General features: G+C 72.0%; 12 protein-coding genes. 10 read left to right on the forward strand and 2 right to left on the reverse strand.

Features of this window, described 5'->3' with window-relative positions; translation table 11 throughout:
• Positions 1-32: 32 nt before the first annotated feature.
• The 7 genes from ABH935_RS11555 (at position 33) to ABH935_RS11585 (ending at position 10,444) form a co-directional block, all read left to right on the forward strand.
• Positions 33-1,319: a precorrin-6Y C5,15-methyltransferase (decarboxylating) subunit CbiT gene (locus ABH935_RS11555; RefSeq protein ID WP_370377827.1), complete on the forward strand. Its 1,287-nt coding sequence runs from the start codon at positions 33-35 to the stop codon at positions 1,317-1,319.
• A gap of 842 nt (positions 1,320-2,161) precedes the next feature.
• The gene (gene cobT / locus ABH935_RS11560) at positions 2,162-5,839 is read left to right on the forward strand and encodes a nicotinate-nucleotide--dimethylbenzimidazole phosphoribosyltransferase (RefSeq protein ID WP_370377828.1); all 3,678 of its coding nucleotides are present in this window, start codon (positions 2,162-2,164) and stop codon (positions 5,837-5,839) included.
• Positions 5,840-5,897: 58 nt separating this feature from the next.
• The gene (gene cobA, locus ABH935_RS11565; RefSeq protein ID WP_370377829.1) at positions 5,898-7,115 is read left to right on the forward strand and encodes a uroporphyrinogen-III C-methyltransferase; all 1,218 of its coding nucleotides are present in this window, start codon (positions 5,898-5,900) and stop codon (positions 7,113-7,115) included.
• Positions 7,116-7,236: 121 nt separating this feature from the next.
• On the forward strand, positions 7,237-7,911 hold the full coding sequence (locus ABH935_RS11570) for a hypothetical protein (protein ID WP_370377830.1): 675 nt from the start codon (positions 7,237-7,239) through the stop codon (positions 7,909-7,911).
• Positions 7,912-7,992: 81 nt separating this feature from the next.
• On the forward strand, positions 7,993-9,006 hold the full coding sequence (locus tag ABH935_RS11575) for an aldo/keto reductase (protein ID WP_370377831.1): 1,014 nt from the start codon (positions 7,993-7,995) through the stop codon (positions 9,004-9,006).
• Positions 9,007-9,015: 9 nt separating this feature from the next.
• A complete protein-coding gene (locus ABH935_RS11580) occupies positions 9,016-9,621 on the forward strand; it encodes a TetR/AcrR family transcriptional regulator (RefSeq protein WP_370377832.1) in 606 nt (201 codons plus the stop codon).
• Positions 9,622-9,637: 16 nt separating this feature from the next.
• The gene (locus tag ABH935_RS11585) at positions 9,638-10,444 is read left to right on the forward strand and encodes a TrmH family RNA methyltransferase (RefSeq protein WP_370377833.1); all 807 of its coding nucleotides are present in this window, start codon (positions 9,638-9,640) and stop codon (positions 10,442-10,444) included.
• Positions 10,445-10,765: 321 nt separating this feature from the next.
• Here the strand turns inward: ABH935_RS11585 and ABH935_RS11590 are convergent, their stop codons facing one another.
• Positions 10,766-11,218 (reverse strand): WhiB family transcriptional regulator, encoded by a 453-nt coding sequence (locus tag ABH935_RS11590; protein ID WP_370377834.1) that lies wholly within the window; start codon positions 11,216-11,218, stop codon positions 10,766-10,768.
• A gap of 1,124 nt (positions 11,219-12,342) precedes the next feature.
• Here ABH935_RS11590 and ABH935_RS11595 point away from each other — a divergent pair.
• From ABH935_RS11595 to ABH935_RS11605, 3 genes are all read left to right on the forward strand, one after another.
• Positions 12,343-13,398, forward strand: coding sequence for a transcriptional regulator (locus ABH935_RS11595; RefSeq protein WP_370377835.1), 1,056 nt, complete (start codon positions 12,343-12,345; stop codon positions 13,396-13,398).
• A 164-nt stretch (positions 13,399-13,562) separates the two neighbouring features.
• Positions 13,563-15,050, forward strand: coding sequence for an FAD-dependent oxidoreductase (locus ABH935_RS11600; RefSeq protein ID WP_370377836.1), 1,488 nt, complete (start codon positions 13,563-13,565; stop codon positions 15,048-15,050).
• A gap of 4 nt (positions 15,051-15,054) precedes the next feature.
• Complete coding sequence (locus tag ABH935_RS11605) at positions 15,055-16,002, forward strand: TIGR03621 family F420-dependent LLM class oxidoreductase (RefSeq protein ID WP_370377837.1); 948 nt, start codon at positions 15,055-15,057, stop codon at positions 16,000-16,002.
• Between the two features lie 99 nt (positions 16,003-16,101).
• Here ABH935_RS11605 and ABH935_RS11610 read toward each other — a convergent pair whose 3' ends face one another.
• Positions 16,102-18,297: an MMPL family transporter gene (locus tag ABH935_RS11610; RefSeq protein WP_370377838.1), complete on the reverse strand. Its 2,196-nt coding sequence runs from the start codon at positions 18,295-18,297 to the stop codon at positions 16,102-16,104.
• Positions 18,298-18,374: the final 77 nt, after the last annotated feature.

The raw sequence follows: 18,374 nt of genomic DNA on the forward strand, positions 1-18,374 counted from the left end.
GCCGTGCCTGTTGTGTCGGCCGAGGGTCCGGCGTGACCGCCGGCCGGCACGGGGCTGCGGGGCCGGCGATAGCCCAGGCCGCGGCGGCCGTCGCGGTCGTCGGCTACGACGGATCGCTGCCGGGGCCGGTGGTCCGCCGGGTGCTGGAATCCTCCGAACTGGTCGTGGGCGTCGCGCGCCATCTCGACGGCATCGGGGTGCCCGAGCACGTGCGGCGGATCCTGCTGGGCGATGACAACCGCCTGGCCTACGCCCGCCTCACCGCGCACCTGGGCGATCCCAAGGCCGGTCCGGCCGTCGTGGTGACGGCCGGCGACCCCGGGTTCTTCGGGGTGCTGCGCGATCTGCGGGAATCAGGCTTCGAAGTCGTCGGCTACCCGGCGCCCGGCCCGGTGGCCGCGACGCTGGGCCGGCTCGGGATGCCGTGGGACGACGCGGTCGTGGTCTGCGTGACCGACGACCGCTCGCTGCGGCGCGCCGCCAACACCGCCCGCGCGCACCCGAAGGTGGCCATCGTGGCCTCCCCGGAGTTCACGCCGAACCGGGTCGCGGCGGCCCTGCGCGGGGCCGAGCGGGTCTTCATCGTGGCCCAGCACCTCGGCGAGGCCGACGAGCGCATCGAGCGGCTCTCGCCGACCGAGGCGGCCGGCCGCGTGGTCTGGGGCGCCGCCGACGCGATCCTGGTGCTGGACGAGGACCGGCTGAGCCCGGACTCGCCGCACGACCCGCGCTGGGGCGCGGGCTGGGTGTCGGCGTGGGCCGGGCCCTCGTCGGGCTGGGCGGTGCCGGACAACGCGTTCGTGGCCCGCGGCCCGCAGGTGCTCCCCGCCGAAGTAAGGGCCTTGATATTGGCGCGGCTGGCCCCGCGGCTGGGCGCGATGATCTGGGAGGTCGCGGCCGGGGCCGGGGCGCTGGCCGTGGAGTGCGCGCGGCTGGGCGCCGCGGTGATCGCGGTGGACCGCGATCCGGACGCCTGCGAGCGGATATCGCTGAACGCGGTGATGCACGGCGTGGACGTCGAGGTGGTCAGCGGACCGGCGCCGACCGCGCTGGCCACGCTGCCCCGGCCGGACGCGGTCTTCGTGGGCACCGAGCGCGCCGACATCGTGCGCGCCTGCGCCACCACCGGCGCGCGCACCGTCGTCACCGCGGTCACCGCCCTGGACCGGCTGCCGGCCATCCGGCAGGCGCTGCAGCTGGGCGATCGCCGGGTGGACGGCGTGCAGTTGCAGGCCTCGCGTCTGGCCCCCCGGCCGGGGGACGCGCTCCGCTTGGCCCCGGCGGCGCCGGTATTCGTTCTTTGGGGTGAGCTTGGGTGACGGACCGGGCTTTTTAGTCAACCCGATCAGGGGCTGCGTATGCTCTTCCGGGCCGCGCGCGGCCGTTCACAAGCAATACTTGGCAGCGCCCACGCGAACGCAAACCCCCGCTGACAAGGGGGACACGGGGAAACGGGAGCGGGATACGAACCATGGTATGGAACGACAGGATCGAGGAACCCACGGTGACCGGTGCCGACGATTTCGGCCGTGATGGCTCCGGGAGGCCGCCGTTCGAGGGCGAATTCCCTCCCGGCGCCGGGCCCTACGACGACAACGCGCCGACCACCGAGTTCAGCAGGCTGGTGTTCGACGACGACGGTGCCGGCGATTTCCCGGGGCCGCGTAACGGTTCCGCGGGACCGGGTGGGCTTAACGGGCCTGGCGGGCCCGGTGGGCCCGGGGGCCCCGGCGGCGGTCGCGGTGGCGGCCAGGGCGGGCCCGGTGGTCCGGCCGGACCCGGTGGGCCCGGTGGACCTGGTGGTCTTGGTGCGCCCGGAAGCGGCATGCGGATGCGCGACGGTCAGGAACCGCGCGGCGCGTTCGGCGGACCGGAGCAGGGTGGTCGGCGCGGGGGTGGCGGTCCTGGCGGACCCGGTGGCGTTTCCGGCGGTCCTGGCGGTACTGGCGGACCCGGTGGTCCCGGCGGACCGCAGGGTCCGGATTCGGCGAATCGTCCGACGCGTCCGATCCGTCCGCGTCCGGCCGGTGCGCCGGGCGGGCCCGCGGCGCCGCCCGGATCGGTGTTCCGCGACCAGCCGCCGGCCGGCCCGCGCGGTCCGGTCGACGGCGCGCGCGGCCAGGGCGACCCCGGCCGTCCTCAGCGTCCGATGATGCCCTCGATGCAGCCGCCGCCCGGCCGCGGCCCGCAGCCCGGCCCCCGGAATCAGGGTTCTGAGAACCGGGGCGGCTTCGGCGTGCCCCAGCAGCGCGACTCCAACGCCGACTCGGGCCCCACGCCCCGCCGCTCCCCGGGCGCCCGCGGCGCCGAGGCGCTGCGCCAGGCCCAGCAGTTCGACGTGTTCCGCCGCGACCCGGTGGTCCCGCAGCAGGCGTCCCCGGCCGACGGCAACGACTTCGACGAGGCCGCCGACCGCACCGCCCTGCCGCGCGACGACCGCGATCCGCGCGACCTGCGGGACCTGCGCGACCCCCGCGACCCCCGAGGCCAGGTCGACATCAGCGTCTTCGACGCCCCGGAGGCCCCCGAGCGCCCCGGCTTCGACCTGCGCGCCCCGCTGCGCGGCCCGGCCTCCTACGACCAGCCGACGGACATCATCCCGGCGGTCCTCGACGACCCCGGCCACGACTCCTTCGGCCAGCACCCCGGCTCCCCGAACAACCCAAACGGGCAGAACGCCGACTTCCCCGCCGACGAGGCACCCGGCGGCTTCGGCACGCCCCAGGGCTTCCCGCCAGGGCCGCAGGGATTCGCGGCACCGCAGGTCGAGGAGCAGGCATTCGGCGAGCAGGGTTTCCCGCCCGGACCGCAGGGCTTTGCCGGACCGCAGGGCTACGGCGCGCCCCAGGGCGACGAGCAGGCCTTTGGCGAGCAGGGTTTCGCGCCTGGACCGCAGGGCTACGGCGCGCCGCAGGGCGACGAGCAAGCGTTCGGCGAGCAGGGCTTCCCGCCTGCGCCGCAGGGCTTCGGCCTGCCGCAGGGTGAAGAGCAAGCGTTCGGCGAGCAGGGCTTCCCACCGGTGAACAACGCCGGATTCGGTACCCCGCAAGGCTTCCCGTCGGCCGGCGCACCCGCTTTCGGCGCCGAGGGCGAGGACGCGTTCGGTGGTCATGGCTTCGGCGCGGAGGGCGCGGAGGCCGGTTTCGGCGCGCCGCAAGGGTTCCCGCCCGCCGGTGGTACCCAGGGCTTCCCGCCGGTCGGTGGTTTCGGTGCGGACGAGGCTGTTTTCGATGGGCCGCAAGGCTTCGGTGCCGAGTCCGGGCACCCGCCCTTCCCGCCGGGCCAGCCGGTCTTCGACGCTCGCCAGGGCTTCCCGCCCGCTCCGAGCTTCGGTGAGGCCGAGGAGCCCGGTACCGAGCCCAGCTTCGGTTCGCGCCCGCAGGGCTTCCCGCCAGCCGCCGACGAACCCGTCTTCCCCCCGGCGCAGGACGCGCACTCCGCGGGCATCGACCCGCAGGCGACGTTCGGCGGCCCGCAGGCGTTCGCGCCGCAGGCCGGCAACGATCCGTCGTTCGGGGCCCGGCCGGGCGGCGAGCCGTCGTTCGGTGCGAGTCCTGTCGACGAGCCCGTGTTCGGCGCCGCCGCCGAAGCCGCAGCGTCTGCCCAGTCCGCGCCGCCGACCCCGGTCTTCGGCGCGCCGGAGGGCGGCATGCCCTCCTTCGGCGACCGTCCGCTGACCCCCAACACCGGCCCCGACTACGGTCTTGGCGCCGAGGCCCAGGCCGAGCCACCGCTCGGCGCGCACCTCGACCCGCCGCGCTTCGAGCCGGCGCCGCCGGTGTTCGACGACCCGGCCGAGGGCGTCGAGTTCGGCGGTGCGGGAGAGGAGCCCGGACCGGTGTTCGCGACCCCGACCGTGGCCATCGCGCCGGTCGAGGACGCGGCGCTGGACGAGGACGCCGACGTAGACGCCGAGCCCGAGATGCTGGTCCCGTGGGCCGCCACCGCCGGGCCGGAGTCCGCCGAGGCCGAGGCCGCCGAGTTCGAAGGCCAGGTCCAAGGCCCGGTTCCGGTCCCGGCCCCGGTCCAGGCCGTCGACGACGACCTCTACGACACCGACGGCGAGCCCTACGACGACGTCCCCCGCGTCCCCCCGTACGACGACGCCGAACTCGCCGCCGTGCACCGCGTCATCCGCGAGCGCCGCGACGTGCGCTCCACGTTCCTCGCCGACCCGATCCCGGACGAGGTCCTCACCCGGGTCCTGGAGGCCGCGCACACCGCGCCGAGCGTCGGCTTCTCCCAGCCGTGGGACTTCCTCGTGCTGCGCAGCCGTGAGACCCGGCAGGCCGTGCACGACCTGGCGGCGCGCCAGCGCGACGCCTACTCCGCCTCGCTGCCCAAGGCCCGGCAGAAGGCGTTCAAGGACCTGAAGATCGAGGCCATCCTCGACACCCCGGTCAACATCGTCGTGACCTGCGACCCGACCCGCGGCGGCCGGCACACGCTGGGCCGGCACTCGCAGCCGCAGATGGCGCCGTACAGCGCCGCGCTGGCGGTGGAGAACCTGTGGCTCGCCGCGCGGGCCGAGGGGCTGGGCGTGGGCTGGGTGTCGTTCTTCGACGAGCGCGAGCTCACCCGGACCCTGGACCTGCCGGACCACCTGTCGGTGGTGGCGTACTTGTGCGTCGGCTTCGTCCACGAGTTCCCGGGCGAGCCGGAGCTCTCCGGCGCCGGCTGGGCCAAGCGGCGGCCGCTGGCCTGGGCCGTGCACGACGAGCAGTACGGCCGGCGCGCGCTGCCCGGCAGCAGCCCGGTGTCGCTGCTGGAGGAGACCCTGGCCGCGATCGGCCCGCTGGATGAGGCCGCCCGCGACGCCGCGGTGGCCCGCCAGGAGGTGATGACCAAGCCGGCCGGGTCGCTGGGCGTCCTGGAGGACGTCTCCATCCAGCTCACCGGGCTGGCCGGGGTGTTCCCGCCGCCGATTCCGGAGCCCGCGGCGGTCGCGATCTTCGCCGCCGACCACGGCGTGCACGCGCAGGGAGTCACGCCCTGGCCGCAGGAGGTCACCGCGCAGATGGTGCTCAACTTCCTGTCCGGCGGGGCCGTGGTCAACGCCTTCGCGCACCAGATCGGCGCCGAGGTGTGCGTGGTGGACGTCGGCGTCAACGCCGACCTGCCGCAGCAGACCGGGCTGGTGCCGCGCAAGATCCGCTACGGCACCGCGGACCTGGCCGAGGGACCGGCGATGACGCGCGAGGAGGCGCTGACCGCGCTGGAGGTCGGCGTCGAGACCGCGCGGGACCTGGTCGCGGCCGGCAACAAGGTGCTGCTGACCGGCGACATGGGCATCGCTAACACCACCGCGAGCGCGGCGCTGATCGCCGCGTTCACCGGCGCCTCGCCGACCCAGGTCACCGGGTACGGCACCGGGATAGACGAGCAGACCTACGCGCACAAGGTCGACGTCGTGCGCCGGGCCCTGGACCTGCACCGGCCGGACCCGGCGGACCCGCTGGGCGTGCTGGCCGCGGTCGGCGGCCTGGAGCACGCGGCGCTGGCCGGCTTCATCCTGGGCGCGGCGAGCCTGCGGATCCCGGTGATCCTGGACGGCGTGATCGCCGGCGCCGCGGCGCTGGTGGCCCAGGCCCTGGCCCCGGACGCCACCGCGGCCATGGTCGCCGGACACCGCTCGGCGGAGTCCGGACACCAGCTCGCGCTGGAGGCCCTGGGCGTGGTCCCGCTGATCGATCTCGAATTGCGGTTGGGAGAGGGCAGCGGAGCCGTGCTGGCTCTACCGTTGGTGCAGGCGGCGGTGCGCGCGCTGCGGGACGTGGCGACCTTCGAGTCGGCCGGCGTCGCCGAGCGCGCGGACGAGGACGACGAGAACGCCGCCTAGGCGACCCGCCGACCAGCTGAGCTCCACGCGACCGACCGACACAGGAACCCCACGACACATGAGCACCATGACCGACCCCGCCTCTGTCTACCCCGCCGCGCTGCGGCTGGCCGGCCGGCCGGTGGTGGTGGTCGGTGCCGGCCCGGTGGCCCAGCGCCGGGTGCTCGGGCTGCTGGACGCCCGCGCCGACGTGCTGGTGATCGCCCCCGAGGCGACGCCGGCCGTGGAGGCGCTGGCCGACGGCGGCGAGATCGTCTGGGAGCGGCGGCCCTACCGGGACGGCGACCTCGCCGCGGCCTGGTACGTCGTGGCCGCCGCCAACGATCCGGCGGTGAACGGCGCGGTGGCGCGCGAGGCCGAGGCCGGCCGGGTGTTCTGCTCGCGGGCCGACTCGGCCGAGGACTCCACGGCGTGGACCCCGGCCGTCGGGCGGCACGACGGCGTCACCGTCGCGGTGATCGGCGGCGGCGACCCCCGGCGGGCCGTGGACGTCCGCGACGGCGTCCTGGAGGGCCTGCGCGACGGCACCCTGGCCGCCCCGCACCACCGCGGCCGCACCCCGGGGGTGGCGCTGGTCGGCGGCGGGCCCGGCGACCCGGACCTGATCACCGTGCGCGGCCGCCGGCTGCTGGCCGAGGCCGACGTGGTGGTGGCCGACCGGCTCGGGCCGCGCGGGCTGCTGGACGAGTTGGCGCCGGACGTGGAGATCATCGACGCGTCGAAGATCCCTTACGGCCGCGCGCTGGCCCAGGACGCGATCAACGAGATCCTCATCGACCGCGCGAAGGCCGGCAAGTCCGTGGTCCGGCTCAAGGGCGGCGACCCGTTCGTCTTCGGCCGCGGCTTCGAAGAGGTGCTGGCCTGCGCCGAGGCCGGCGTGCCGTGCTCGGTGGTGCCCGGCATCACCAGCTCGATCTCGGTCCCGGCGCTGGCCGGGATCCCGGTGACGCACCGCGGCGTCGCGCACGAGTTCACCGTGGTCTCCGGCCACGTCGCCCCGGACCACCCGAAGTCCCTGGTGGACTGGGCCGCGCTGGGCCGGATGACCGGCACGCTGGTGATCCTGATGGGCATCGAGCGGATAGGCGCGATCTCCGCCGCCCTGCTGGCCAACGGCCGCGACCCGCAGACGCCGGTCGCGGTGATCCAGGAGGGCACGATGCCCGGGGAGCGCCGGGTGCAGACCACGCTCGCGCTGGTCGAGTCCGCGGTCGCCGAGGCCGGGATCCGGCCGCCGGCGATCGTCGTGGTGGGGCCGGTCGTCGCGCTCACCTGAGCGGAGCGGCCCGGGTGCGTCGTCACGGCGCACCCGATGACCCGCCGCCGATGAAATCGAGCGTTTCCTTACATCGGGCTTATTGACCACCGGCTTATGCGCCCGCGGTTGTAATACCGCTATGAGCCAGGATCAGGACCCGATCGACGAGACCCGGCAGTTCGAGCCGGTGGACCCATACAACATCCCGGGTTATGAGCAGCCGCAGCAGCCCTTCGAGCAGCAGCCCTACGGCGCTCCCCAGCCGCAACGGCAGGGCTTCAAGCAGCGTCTGACCCGGCTCGGCCCGCTGAAGCTGGCCGTGCTCGGCACCGCCGGCGTGATCGTGCTCGGCGGGGCGGCCTGGGGCACCACCGCGGCGCTCCAGTCGGGCTCGTCCTCGTCGACGACCGCGGCGTCCGCGCCGGCCACGAGCCAGGACCCGAACCAGGACCCGAACCAGGCGCCCGGCGCCGGGGCCACGACCGGCGCGACCGGCCGGCACGCCAAGGCCCCGAAACTCGCCCGGATCAAGATCACCCAGCTCGGGACCGGCTCGTTCTCCGGGCTGGAGGCCAAGGGCAAGGCGGTCACCGTCGACTACGACGCCAAGACCCGGTTCGGGACCAAGGCGCACCCGCTCACCTCGTCCGACCTGCAGGTCGGCATGACCGTGACGGTGGCCGGGCCGCTCCAGGGCGACACGATCACGGCCACCGTCGTGGCGGTCCCGGCCAGGGCGGCGAAGGCCCCGGCCACGCCGGGGGACACCGCGAGCCCGACCGACCCGGCGAGTCCGGTGGGCGGCGCCGCCTGACCGAGCGCGGCCGGACACGGCTGACAACTCAATGAATGACAAAACTTGAAATCTGTCAGCTGTCAGTCGTATCGTGGAGCCATGACGACGACTGACAACCCCTTCACCGCCCGCCGGCTCGGCGCCGAGGGCCCCCAGGTCTTCCCCCTCGGCCTCGGGGCCATGGGTATGTCCGCCCTCTACGGGCCGGCCGACCGCGACGAGTCCATCGCCACCGTGCACGCCGCGCTGGACGCCGGGATCACCCTGATCGACACCGGCGACTTCTACGGCATGGGCGACAACGAGCTCCTGCTGGCCGACGCCCTGCGCGGCGTGGACCGCGACCGCTACCAGCTGAGCGTGAAGTTCGGCGCGCAGCGCGACCCGTCCGGAGCCTTCATCGGTTACGACACCAGCCCCAACGCCCTGAAGACGGCGCTGTCGTATTCGCTGCGCCGGCTCGGCGTGGACCACGTCGACGTCTACCGCCCGGCCCGGCTGGACCCGAAGGTCCCGATCGAGGAGACCGTCGGCGGGCTGGCCGAGATGGTGCAGGCCGGCTACGTCCGGTACATCGGCCTGTCCGAGGTCGGCGCGGACACGCTGCGCCGGGCCTCGGCCGTGCACCCGATCTCGGACCTGCAGATCGAGTACTCGCTGATCTCCCGCGGCATCGAGGGCACGATCCTGCCGACCGCCCGCGAGCTGGGCATCGGGATCACCGCCTATGGCGTGCTGTCCCGCGGCCTGATCAGCGGCCACTGGAGCAAGGACCGCTCGGCCGAGGGCGACTTCCGCTCGGCCTCGCCGCGGTTCCAGGGCGAGAACCTGGACCACAACCTGGCGCTGGTCGAGACGCTGCGTGCGCTCGCCGTGCAGAAGAACGCCAGCGTGGCACAGCTCGCGATCGCCTGGGTCGCGGCGCAGGGCACGGACATCGTGCCGCTGGTCGGTGCCCGCACTCGAAACCGCCTTGAGGAGTCGCTGGGCTCTCTCGGCGTCACGTTGACCGCCGACGACCTGGCCGAGATCGAGAAGGCGGTGCCCGCCGGCGCGGCGGCCGGGGACCGGTACGTCGCCGAGCAGATGGCTCACCTCGACTCGGAGAAATAGAGTGCAGCGGTGAGCACCAGTATTAGTGGACCTCTGACGCCTGAGCGCATTCTGGAGGCGGCGGAGGAGACCCTGCGCCGCTTCGGCCCGGCCAAGACCAGCGTGGTCGACGTCGCGCGGGCGCTCGGGGTCAGCCACGGCTCGGTGTACCGGCACTTCCCGACCAAGGCCGACCTGCGCGACGCCGTGGTCGATCGCTGGTTGGAACGGATGCACCCCGCGCTGGCGGAGATCGCCGACGGCGCGGGGGACACCGTCGAGCGCGTGCGGCTGCTGCTGTGGACGCTGGCGGAGACGAAATGGACCCGGGCGCAGGACGACCCGGAGTTCTTCGCGGCGTTCGCCGAACTCGCCGAAGAGGCGCGCACGCCGGTGGTCGCGCACATCGACTTCGTCGTGGAACAGCTGACGAAGGTGATCGTCGAGGGCGTGGCGCGCGGGGAGATAGCGGCGGCGGACCCGAAGACCACGGCGCTCGCGGTGTTCGACGCCATGGCCAAGTTCCACAACCCGGCGGCGCGCGCGGAGTGGGTGCGGCCGGCCATCGACGAGTCCTTCGCCAACGTCTGGGCGCTGCTGCGCGACGGTCTGCTGCCCGGCAGGAGCTCCAGATAGGGCAAGATCTAGCGGCGTGGGAACCCTGATCGAAGTCACCGACCCGTCCGACCCGCGCCTGCACGACTACTCCGGCCTCACCGACGTCGAGCTGCGCAAGGTCCGCGAACCCGCCGAGGGCTTGTTCCTGGCCGAGGGCGAGAAGGTGATCCGCCGCGCGCTGGCCGCCGGCTACCCGATGCGCTCGACGCTGCTGTCGCCGAAGTGGGTCGAGGCGATGCGGCCGCTGATCGACGACGTCGACGCCCCGGTCTACGTCGGCAGCGAACCGTTGCTGGAGGCGGTGACCGGCTTCCACGTCCACCGCGGCGCCCTGGCCTCGATGCAGCGCACACCGGTGCCGGACGCCGGGGCGGTGCTGGCGAAGGCGCGGCGCGTCGTGGTGATGGAGGACATCGTCAACCACACCAACCTCGGTGCGATCTTCCGCAGCGCGGCGGCGCTGGGGATGGACGCGGCGGTGCTGACGCCGAGCTGCGCCGACCCGCTGTACCGGCGCTCGGTCCGGGTGTCGATGGGGACGGTCTTCGCGCTGCCCTACGCCCGGCTGGACTCCTGGCCCGGCGGTCTCACGACGCTGGACGAGCACGGCTTCCGGACGATCGCGCTGACCCCGGGCCCGACCGCGATCGACCTGCGGGACCTGCGTTTCGGGCCGGAGGACAAGGTGGCGCTGCTGCTGGGGACCGAGGGCGACGGTTTGTCGGATCCGGCAATGGCGGCCGCGGAATTGCGGGTGCGGATTCCCATGGCGGCCGGCGTGGATTCGCTGAATGTGGCGGCCGCGGCGGCGGTCGCTTGTTATGCGATCGCCGTGAGCTGATTCGCGCTGATTTCTCGCTGGCGGGCGCTTGCATTTTTCAGATGTCGGCGCCGATATCCCATACCGGCGCATACTGACCTGTCGAGCTGGTGTGGGAGACGCCGGGAAAAACCCAGCGCCGGGCGGCCTCCCCGGCCCACCCGGCGCTTGGTTCGTCCAGAGGCTGCACTCTCATGTTCGGGCGAACGCTGTGCTGGTAAAACTGTGCTGTGCGGTAAAGCTGCGTTGTGCGTTAAAGCTGTGTTGTGCGTTAAAGCTGTGTTGTGCGTTAGAGCTGCGTTGTACGGTGAAGCCGCGTCGTGCGGTGAATCCCAGCGGCGCTCACGCCGCCACTTCGGTCCCCTCCCTGGCCGCCGCCTGCGCGTCGGCGAACCCCCGGTCGCGCTGCGTGCCGATCCGGATCGGCACCACCACCGGGCGCGCACCGGTCGCGGCGCCGCGGCGGCGCCGGGACTCCTCGGCCCGCTCCAACTCCGTCAGTCCGCCCCAGATGCCGAACTGTTCCGGCAGCGCCAGCGCGTGCTCCAGGCACTGCTGGCGGACCGGGCAGTCGTCGCACACCCGCTTGGCGGACGCCTCCCGCTTCTCCCGCTCCCGGATCCGCTCCGAGTCCGGGGCGAAGAACACCGTCGCGTCCCCGGACTGGCACAGTCCGCGCTCCTGCCAGCCGAGCTTGAGCTCGGCGATCGGCGGAATCCGGGCCGCCGTCCGGGCGGACGACGAGCGAACCGGTATCGGTCCGACGGCTCCTCGTACCGTGGTCTGCTGAGCCATTTTCCGGCTCACCCCCTCCATCTACGTTCCCGCGCACCTGCCAAGACCCACCCGGCTACTCGCACCGCCTCTCAGCTGGCGCCGTCAGCGGCAATGCCGGGTTACGGGTGTAACGGATCACGGGCTTCCCGTGTTCCCGCCGAACGAGGCGAAATCTTCTCAGCTCGTTTCGATGAACGGCACGGGGCGAACGCGTCACGGCACATGCACGCGCGGTTGCACGAGCATCGGCGGATTCACTCAAGAAGGCGGTCTGTGGGCCTGACGGGGTTCAGACCGCGGCCCCGGGATAAACCTTCCAGTGGCCGAGAATTCTTCGCACGATCTTATAGAGGGCTCGATAGGCCGTCTGGCCGCATGACGTCGCCGTCCGTGTCGCCACGGCCCCGGAACGGCATTTTCGCGCGGCAGGGTCGCACCGCACTGCCGCTGAGCGTGGAAGAAGGAGATTTTTTGGCGGAGCATCCTCAAGATCGCAGAGCCCTGATCGGCCTGATCGCTGTTTTCGCAGGTATTCGCCATAGTCCTTTCGGGTGGTTGTACTACCATTGGAGGCTTGTTCGGGTCTAACGTCTGAACCAGCCCTCTGCGACGGCCGGCCACCAGGTCGCCGCCGAGCCGGGCTGCGGTCGGCGCGGGGCCGGGCGCTCCAAGCGCATGGACCGAAGGGTTCAGCCATGCAGGTGGATTCAGGCTCTTCCCCGGGTAAGAAGCCGGCAGGCAACACGGCCTTGAAGGCCTTGCGGCTGTCCCGGCACTGGACGCAGGCGGAATTCGCTGCGGAGTTCGAGAAAGCCTCCCGCGCGCTTGGTAAGGTGCTGTCACTGTCCGTCCGGCAGGTCCGCCGGTGGGAGAGTGAGGATCCGCCGTGTCCGCTACCGGCGTACCAGCGGGTCCTGGAAGAGGTCTTCGGCGTCTCCGTCGCGCAGATGGGGTTCCAGGTCGGATGGTCGGTGCCGTGGGCGCCGCGACCGGAATCGTCACAGCCACCGACCGCCGCCACTGGGCGTGCTTCGGAAGTGGGGCCCGAGGACGACGGTGCAGCTGGGGGAGTCACGCAACACGGACGGATGGCAGGGCTGTGCCGCACGCGGCCCGCCGACCGATCTGGAGGGCACGACCCAGTGAAGCGCCGAGAATTCGTCACCAGCGCCGCCGCGGCGCTGACCGTCGCCGGGGCGGGTGAGACCGCGTACGGGGCCGAGGCCTCCGAACGGCTCCCGGCCGCGGCCGACCCGGCCGGCCGCGCGGTCCCGTTCGACCGGCAGATGGTGGACGGCTATGAGTTCATCACCAGCCAGCAGCGATCCCTGTACTACACCGTCCCCCCGGCCCGCATGTACTCCCCGGCCGTGGCGCACGCCCAGCTCGGGGCCGCGCTGCTGAGCGGGACCGGCCCGCAGACCCAGCGCTCCCGGCTGGCCGGCTCGCTGGCCGAGGCCTCGCTGCTGGCCGCGCGCCTGGCGTTCTTCGACCTGAAGAAGGCCGAACCGGCCCGCATGCACTACCGCAACGCCCTGGTCGCCGCCCGCGAGGCCGACGACCACCAGCTCGGCTCGGCGATCCTGGCGCACCTGGCCTTCATCCCGGCCTGGGACGGCAAGGCCGGCGAGTCCCGCGACCTGATGCGCGCCGCCTACGCCCACGCCGCGCGCGGCGTCAGCGCCGTCCAGCGCTCCTGGCTGCACGCGGTGGACGCCGAGATCGAGGCGCGCCTGGGCGACCACAAGCGCGCGGTGGACCTGATCGGCCGGGCGGAGGAGGCCCTGTCGGACGCCGACCGCTCCGCCGTCCCGGACCCCGAATGGCTGGACTACTTCGACGCCACCCGCCTCAACGGCTTCAAGGGTTTCTGCCACATCAACGGCGGCAGCCCGGAACTCGCGCAGGAAGCACTGCTGTGCTCGCTGATGGCGCTCAAGCCCAACGAGGCCAAGCAGCGCACGATCGTCCTGGCGGACATGGCTGACATCCATGTGCGCACCAAGGAGATCGAGCAGGCCTGCGTGACCCTGGAGCGGGCCCTGGTGAACCTGGACAAGCACTGGTACGGCATCGGCTGGGACCGGATCTACAACGTTCGCCGCAAGATGGACAACTTCGAGGACACCCGCTCGGTTCGCGAACTGGATATGCGGATGAACTCCTCATGGGGCGCGACGATGCGCTTGGCGACCTGAGCCCGGAGGGCCGGGGGCTCGGATCTTCTTATTACCAGGGGGTCCGCCGGACCGATGACCGTGGGGTCGTCCGGCGGGTTCCCTTGAGTTCCGGGCTGTTCTAGGCTGTGCAGTCGGCGTCCGGAGTCTGGACTGGAAGCGGTTCAGAACGCTACGTTCCAGGCGTGTCCGAGCATATTGATAAGAGTGTTGACAGTCGCGGCGTTGTCGTCGTCGGAGCCGGTCCCACCGGCCTGTTGCTGGCGGGGGACCTGGCCGAGTCCGGGGTCCCGGTGACGTTGCTGGAGCGGCGGCCTCCCGGGTTGTCCAATCTGAGCCGTGCCCTGGTGGTGCACGCGACGACTTTGGAGGCTTTCGACGCCCGCGGCATCGCGGCGCCGCTGATCGAGCGCGGCGCGCCGGTGCAGTCGTTGCGGTTGTTCGACACCGCGGTGGTGGACGTCTCGGATCTGCCGACGCCGTATCCGTACCTGCTGGTGGTGCCGCAATATGAGACCGAGGCCGTGCTGTACGAGCGCCTGGAACGGCTCGGGGTCCGGATCCGGTACGGCACCGAAGTCGTCGGGCTGCGGCAGGACGCGGACGGCGTGACCGTCACGGCGCGCGACGCCTCCGGCACCCGCGAGGAGCGCGCGGCGTATGTGGTCGGCACCGACGGCAGCCGCAGCGCGGTGCGCTCGCTGCTCGGCGTGGAGTTCCCCGGCCATACCGTCGTCGCCTCGGTGATGCTGGTGGACGCGCGGTTGTCGCAGCCGCCGCAGGCGCGCATCGCGACGAACACCGACGGCGACAAGTTCGCCTTCGTCGCCCCGTTCAAGGACGGTTACCACCGCATCATCTGCTGGGACCAGAAGCACGCGAAGGCCGAGACCGAGCCGGTCGAGCTCAGCGAGGTCCGCGAGATCCTGCGCGAGACCCTCGGCACCGACTTCGGCATGGGGGAGCCGCGCTGGTCCAGCCGCTTCCACAGCGACGAGCGGCAGGCCGAGCACTACCGCGTCGGGCGTGTGTTCCTGGCCGGCGACGCCGCGCACACCCACAGCCCGGCCGGCGGGCAGGGGATGAACACCGGGCTGCTCGACGCGGCGAACCTGTCGTGGAAGCTGGTCGCCGTGTTGCGCGGACGTGCCGACGACGCGCTGCTCGACACCTACGAGTCCGAGCGCTATCCCGTCGGCAGCGCGGTGATCAGGGGCTCGGGCCTGTTGCTGCGCGCGGCGGAGATCAAGATGACCCCGGCCCGCAAGGCCCGGAACCTGGCCATGCACTTCGCGCTGGCGCGTCCGGCGGTGAACCGCCGGATCGGTTATGCCTTGTCGGGACTGTGGATCAGCTATCCCGCGCCGCACGGCGCGCATCCGCTGACCGGGCACCGGGCGGGGGACGTCGCACTGGACGGCACCCCCTCGCGACTGCTCGAAGCACTGCGCGGCGGCGGATTCGTCCTGCTGGCCCCGGCGGACCTGCACGAAGCAGCGACGAAAGCCGGAGTGCGGGCGCCCGGAGTGCGGACGGCGGTGCCGGCCGACGGAGGGCCGGTCCGCCTGGTCCGCCCCGATGGCTACATCGCCTGGGCCGCCGACGCCCCGACCGCCGAGGACGTCGCGAAGGCGATCGCCGCCGCCACAGACCGCCGCCGTCCGGAAAGATGACAGGATGCGTCCTTTCCGGTTCCTCGCGGCCGTCGCCGACGACGAGGAGTTCGCCGACCTGATTCCTCTGGCCCGCAAGGCGGAGGCGATGGGCTATTCGAGCTTCGTGCTCTCCGACCACCTCATGAGCTACGCCCCGCTGCTGCCGTTGGCGCAGGTCGCGACGGTGACCGAGCAGCTGCGCGTCGGCACGTTCGTGCTCAACAACAACCTGCGGCACCCGGCCGTGCTGGCCCAGGAACTGGCCACGCTCGACCAGTTGTCGGGCGGCCGGCTCGACATCGGGATCGGCGCCGGCTGGAACAAGCCCGAGTACGACGCGATCGGCATCCCCTTCGAGTCGGTCGGTGTGCGGATCAAGCAGCTGACCGAGGCGATCGCGATCCTCAAGGGCTGTTTCGCCGAGGGGCCGTTCTCCTTCGCCGGCGAGCACTACACGATCACCGACTTCGACTCCCTGCCGCTGCCCGTGCAGCGGCCGCACCCGCCGTTCTTCCTCGGCGGAGGCGGCAAGCGGTTCCTGACGCTGGCCGCGCGTGAGGCCCAGGTCATCGGGCTGGCGCCGCGCCTGATCACGGTCAACGGCAAGCCGGTCTCCGACCCGCGCACCATCACCGCGGCGGCGACCGAGGAGAAGCTCGGCTGGATCCGGGAGGCCGCGGGGGACCGGTTTGCCGAGATCGAGTTCAACACCTACCCGGTCACCGGGCCGATCGTCGTCACCAACGAACCGCGGGTCGAGGCCCAGCGGCGCATCGACCGCGTCCGCGACCGGACCGGCTTCGAGCTGACGATCGACGAGCTGCTGGAGTCGCCGCACACCTACATCGGCAGCCCGAAGGACCTGATCGCCAAGTTCCTGGAGCTGCGCGAGCGGTTCGGGATCAGCTCGTTCCTGATCGACGACCTGGACGCCATGGCCCCGGTCGTGGAGGCGCTCGCCGGGCAGTAGAACGTCGAAAGAACGTCGAAAGCGATGGGGAGGCTCCCGGGTGGGAGCCTCCCCATCGCTGTTGACCAGCTGTCTTGCTGTGTCCTACCTACCGCCGCGTCACACCAGCACGCTGTCGTCCGCGGCCCGCGCGGCGTCCAGCGAACCGCCGTCGGGCTCGTCGGCCTTGGACAGCCGCGACGGCCACCACATCCGCTTGCCGATGTCCAGGGTCAGCGCGGTGACCAGGACCGAGCGCACGATCATGGTGTCCAGCAGCACGCCGAGCGAGACCGCGAAGCCGATCTCGGCGAACGGCACGATCGGCAGCGTGGCCAGGACCCCGAAGGTGGCGGCCAGGACCAGGCCGGCCCAGGTGATCACGCCGCCGGTGGCGGACAGGCCGACCAGCGCGCCGCGCCGGGTGCCGCGCCGCACCGACTCCTCCCTGATGCGGGTCATCAGGAAGATGTTGTAGTCGATGCCCAGCGCCACCAGGAAGACGAAGCCGAACAGCGGCATCCCGATGTCCACGCCGTGCCAGCCCAGGCCCTTGAACACCAGGGCGCTGATGCCCAGCGAGGCGCCGAAGGACAGGATCACCGTCAGGATCAGCAGCAGCGGAGCCATGAAGGCGCGCAGCAGCAGGCCCAGGATGATGAACACCGCCAACAGGATCAGCGGGATGATCAGCTTGCTGTCGTGGCTGGAGGCGCGGGCGATGTCCAGCGTCACCGCCGGGCCGCCGCCGACCACCGCGTTGGCCCCCGGAACCGAGTGCACCGCGGCGCGGACCCGGTCGACCGTGTTCTGCGCGGCCTTGGAGTCCGGGGCGTCGGTCAGCGCCGCCTCGACGTAGAAGTGTCCGTTGACCACCGCGCTCTTGATGGTCTTGGGGACGCCGACGCCGTTCGGGTCGACCCCCGGGACCGTCTTGAGCTTCGCCGTGACCGCGTCGACCTGCGAGGCGTCGCCGATGACGCTCAGCGGCTGCCCGGAGTTGTCCGGGAAGTACTGGGCCTGCACCTCGGCTCCGGTCACGGAGGCGGGCTTGGTGACGAACTGCTCGGCCACCGTCTGCTGGTGCGCGTTGAGCTCGGTGATCCCGCCGGCCAGCGCGATCAGGACCACGGCGGTGCCCACCCACACGGCGCGCGGACGGATCGCGATCCGCTTGCCCATGCGGGCCCAGACGCCGTGCTGCGTCGGCTCGTCGGAGCCGAAGGTCGGGCGGACCGGCCAGAACACCCAGCGGCCGAAGATCACCAGCAGCGCCGGCATCAGGGTCAGCATCGCGGCCAGCGCGATGATCACGCCGATGGCCAGGACCGGGCCCATGCCCTTGGTCGAGTTCATCTCGGCGACCAGCAGGATCAGCATGCTGACGGCCACCGTGGCGGAGCTGGCGACCAGCGCGGGCCCGGCTCGGTGCACGGCGTGCGCCATCGCCTCGTGCCGGTCCTCGTACCGCCTGAGCTCTTCTCGATATCTCGCGATGAGCAACAGTGCGTAGTCGGTGCCGGCGCCGAACACCAAGACGATCAAGATGAACGCCGCTTGGCCGTTCACCGTCAGTCCCGCGTGTTTGGCCAGCAGATAGATCACCGACTCGGCCACCGTCAGAGCGCCGCCGCCGACCGTGAGCAGCGGCAGCAGCCACAGGATCGGGCTGCGGTAGGCGATCAGCAGGATGATGATCACGGCGAACGCGGTGAAGTAGGTCAGCGAGCCGTTGATCTTCTTGAAGGCGTCGGCCTCGTCGCCGGCTTCACCCATCGGCCCGGTGACGTACGTCTGCAGGCCTGCGCTCGGTGTGCCCAGCGCGGCCTTCATGGCTTTGATGGTGTCCGGGAACTTGTTCCAGCCCGCGCTGCCGGGGTTCACCGGCACGAGGATCTGGATCGCCTTCCCGGCGTTCGGGCCCGTGGTCAGCGGGATGACCTGGACGGCGCTGTGCACCACGAGGTCCAGGTTCTTCGCCGGCGGGTCCTGTTCCATGATCGCCGCGGCGTTCTGAGCCTGCGCCTTGTCGGCGTCGGTCAGGCCGGTCGACCGGGCGTACAGCAGGATCGCCGGGTACCAGTTCGGGTGGAAGTCACCCTCGATCTTCAGTTCCTTCGTGGATTCGGCGCTCTTGGGCAGCCACGACGTGGTGTCGTTCTTCTGGGCGTCGTTCAGCTTCGTCGCGAAGCTGCCCAGGCTGAAGATCACCAGGATCCAGACGGCGAACACCACCCATTTGGACTTGCGCCCGGAGACGACCCGGGCGAAGACGCCCGGTTCCGAATCCGCGTTGGTCAACGCGTTACCACTCACGAAAGAGCCCCCTCAGGCTATCGCGACCTCCGTCCGCTGACGGTTGCCCACCCCATGTGCGGGTCCGACTCGCGGAC

The sequence above is a fragment of the Catenulispora sp. GAS73 genome, assembly GCF_041262085.1.
Classification (GTDB): domain Bacteria; phylum Actinomycetota; class Actinomycetes; order Streptomycetales; family Catenulisporaceae; genus Catenulispora.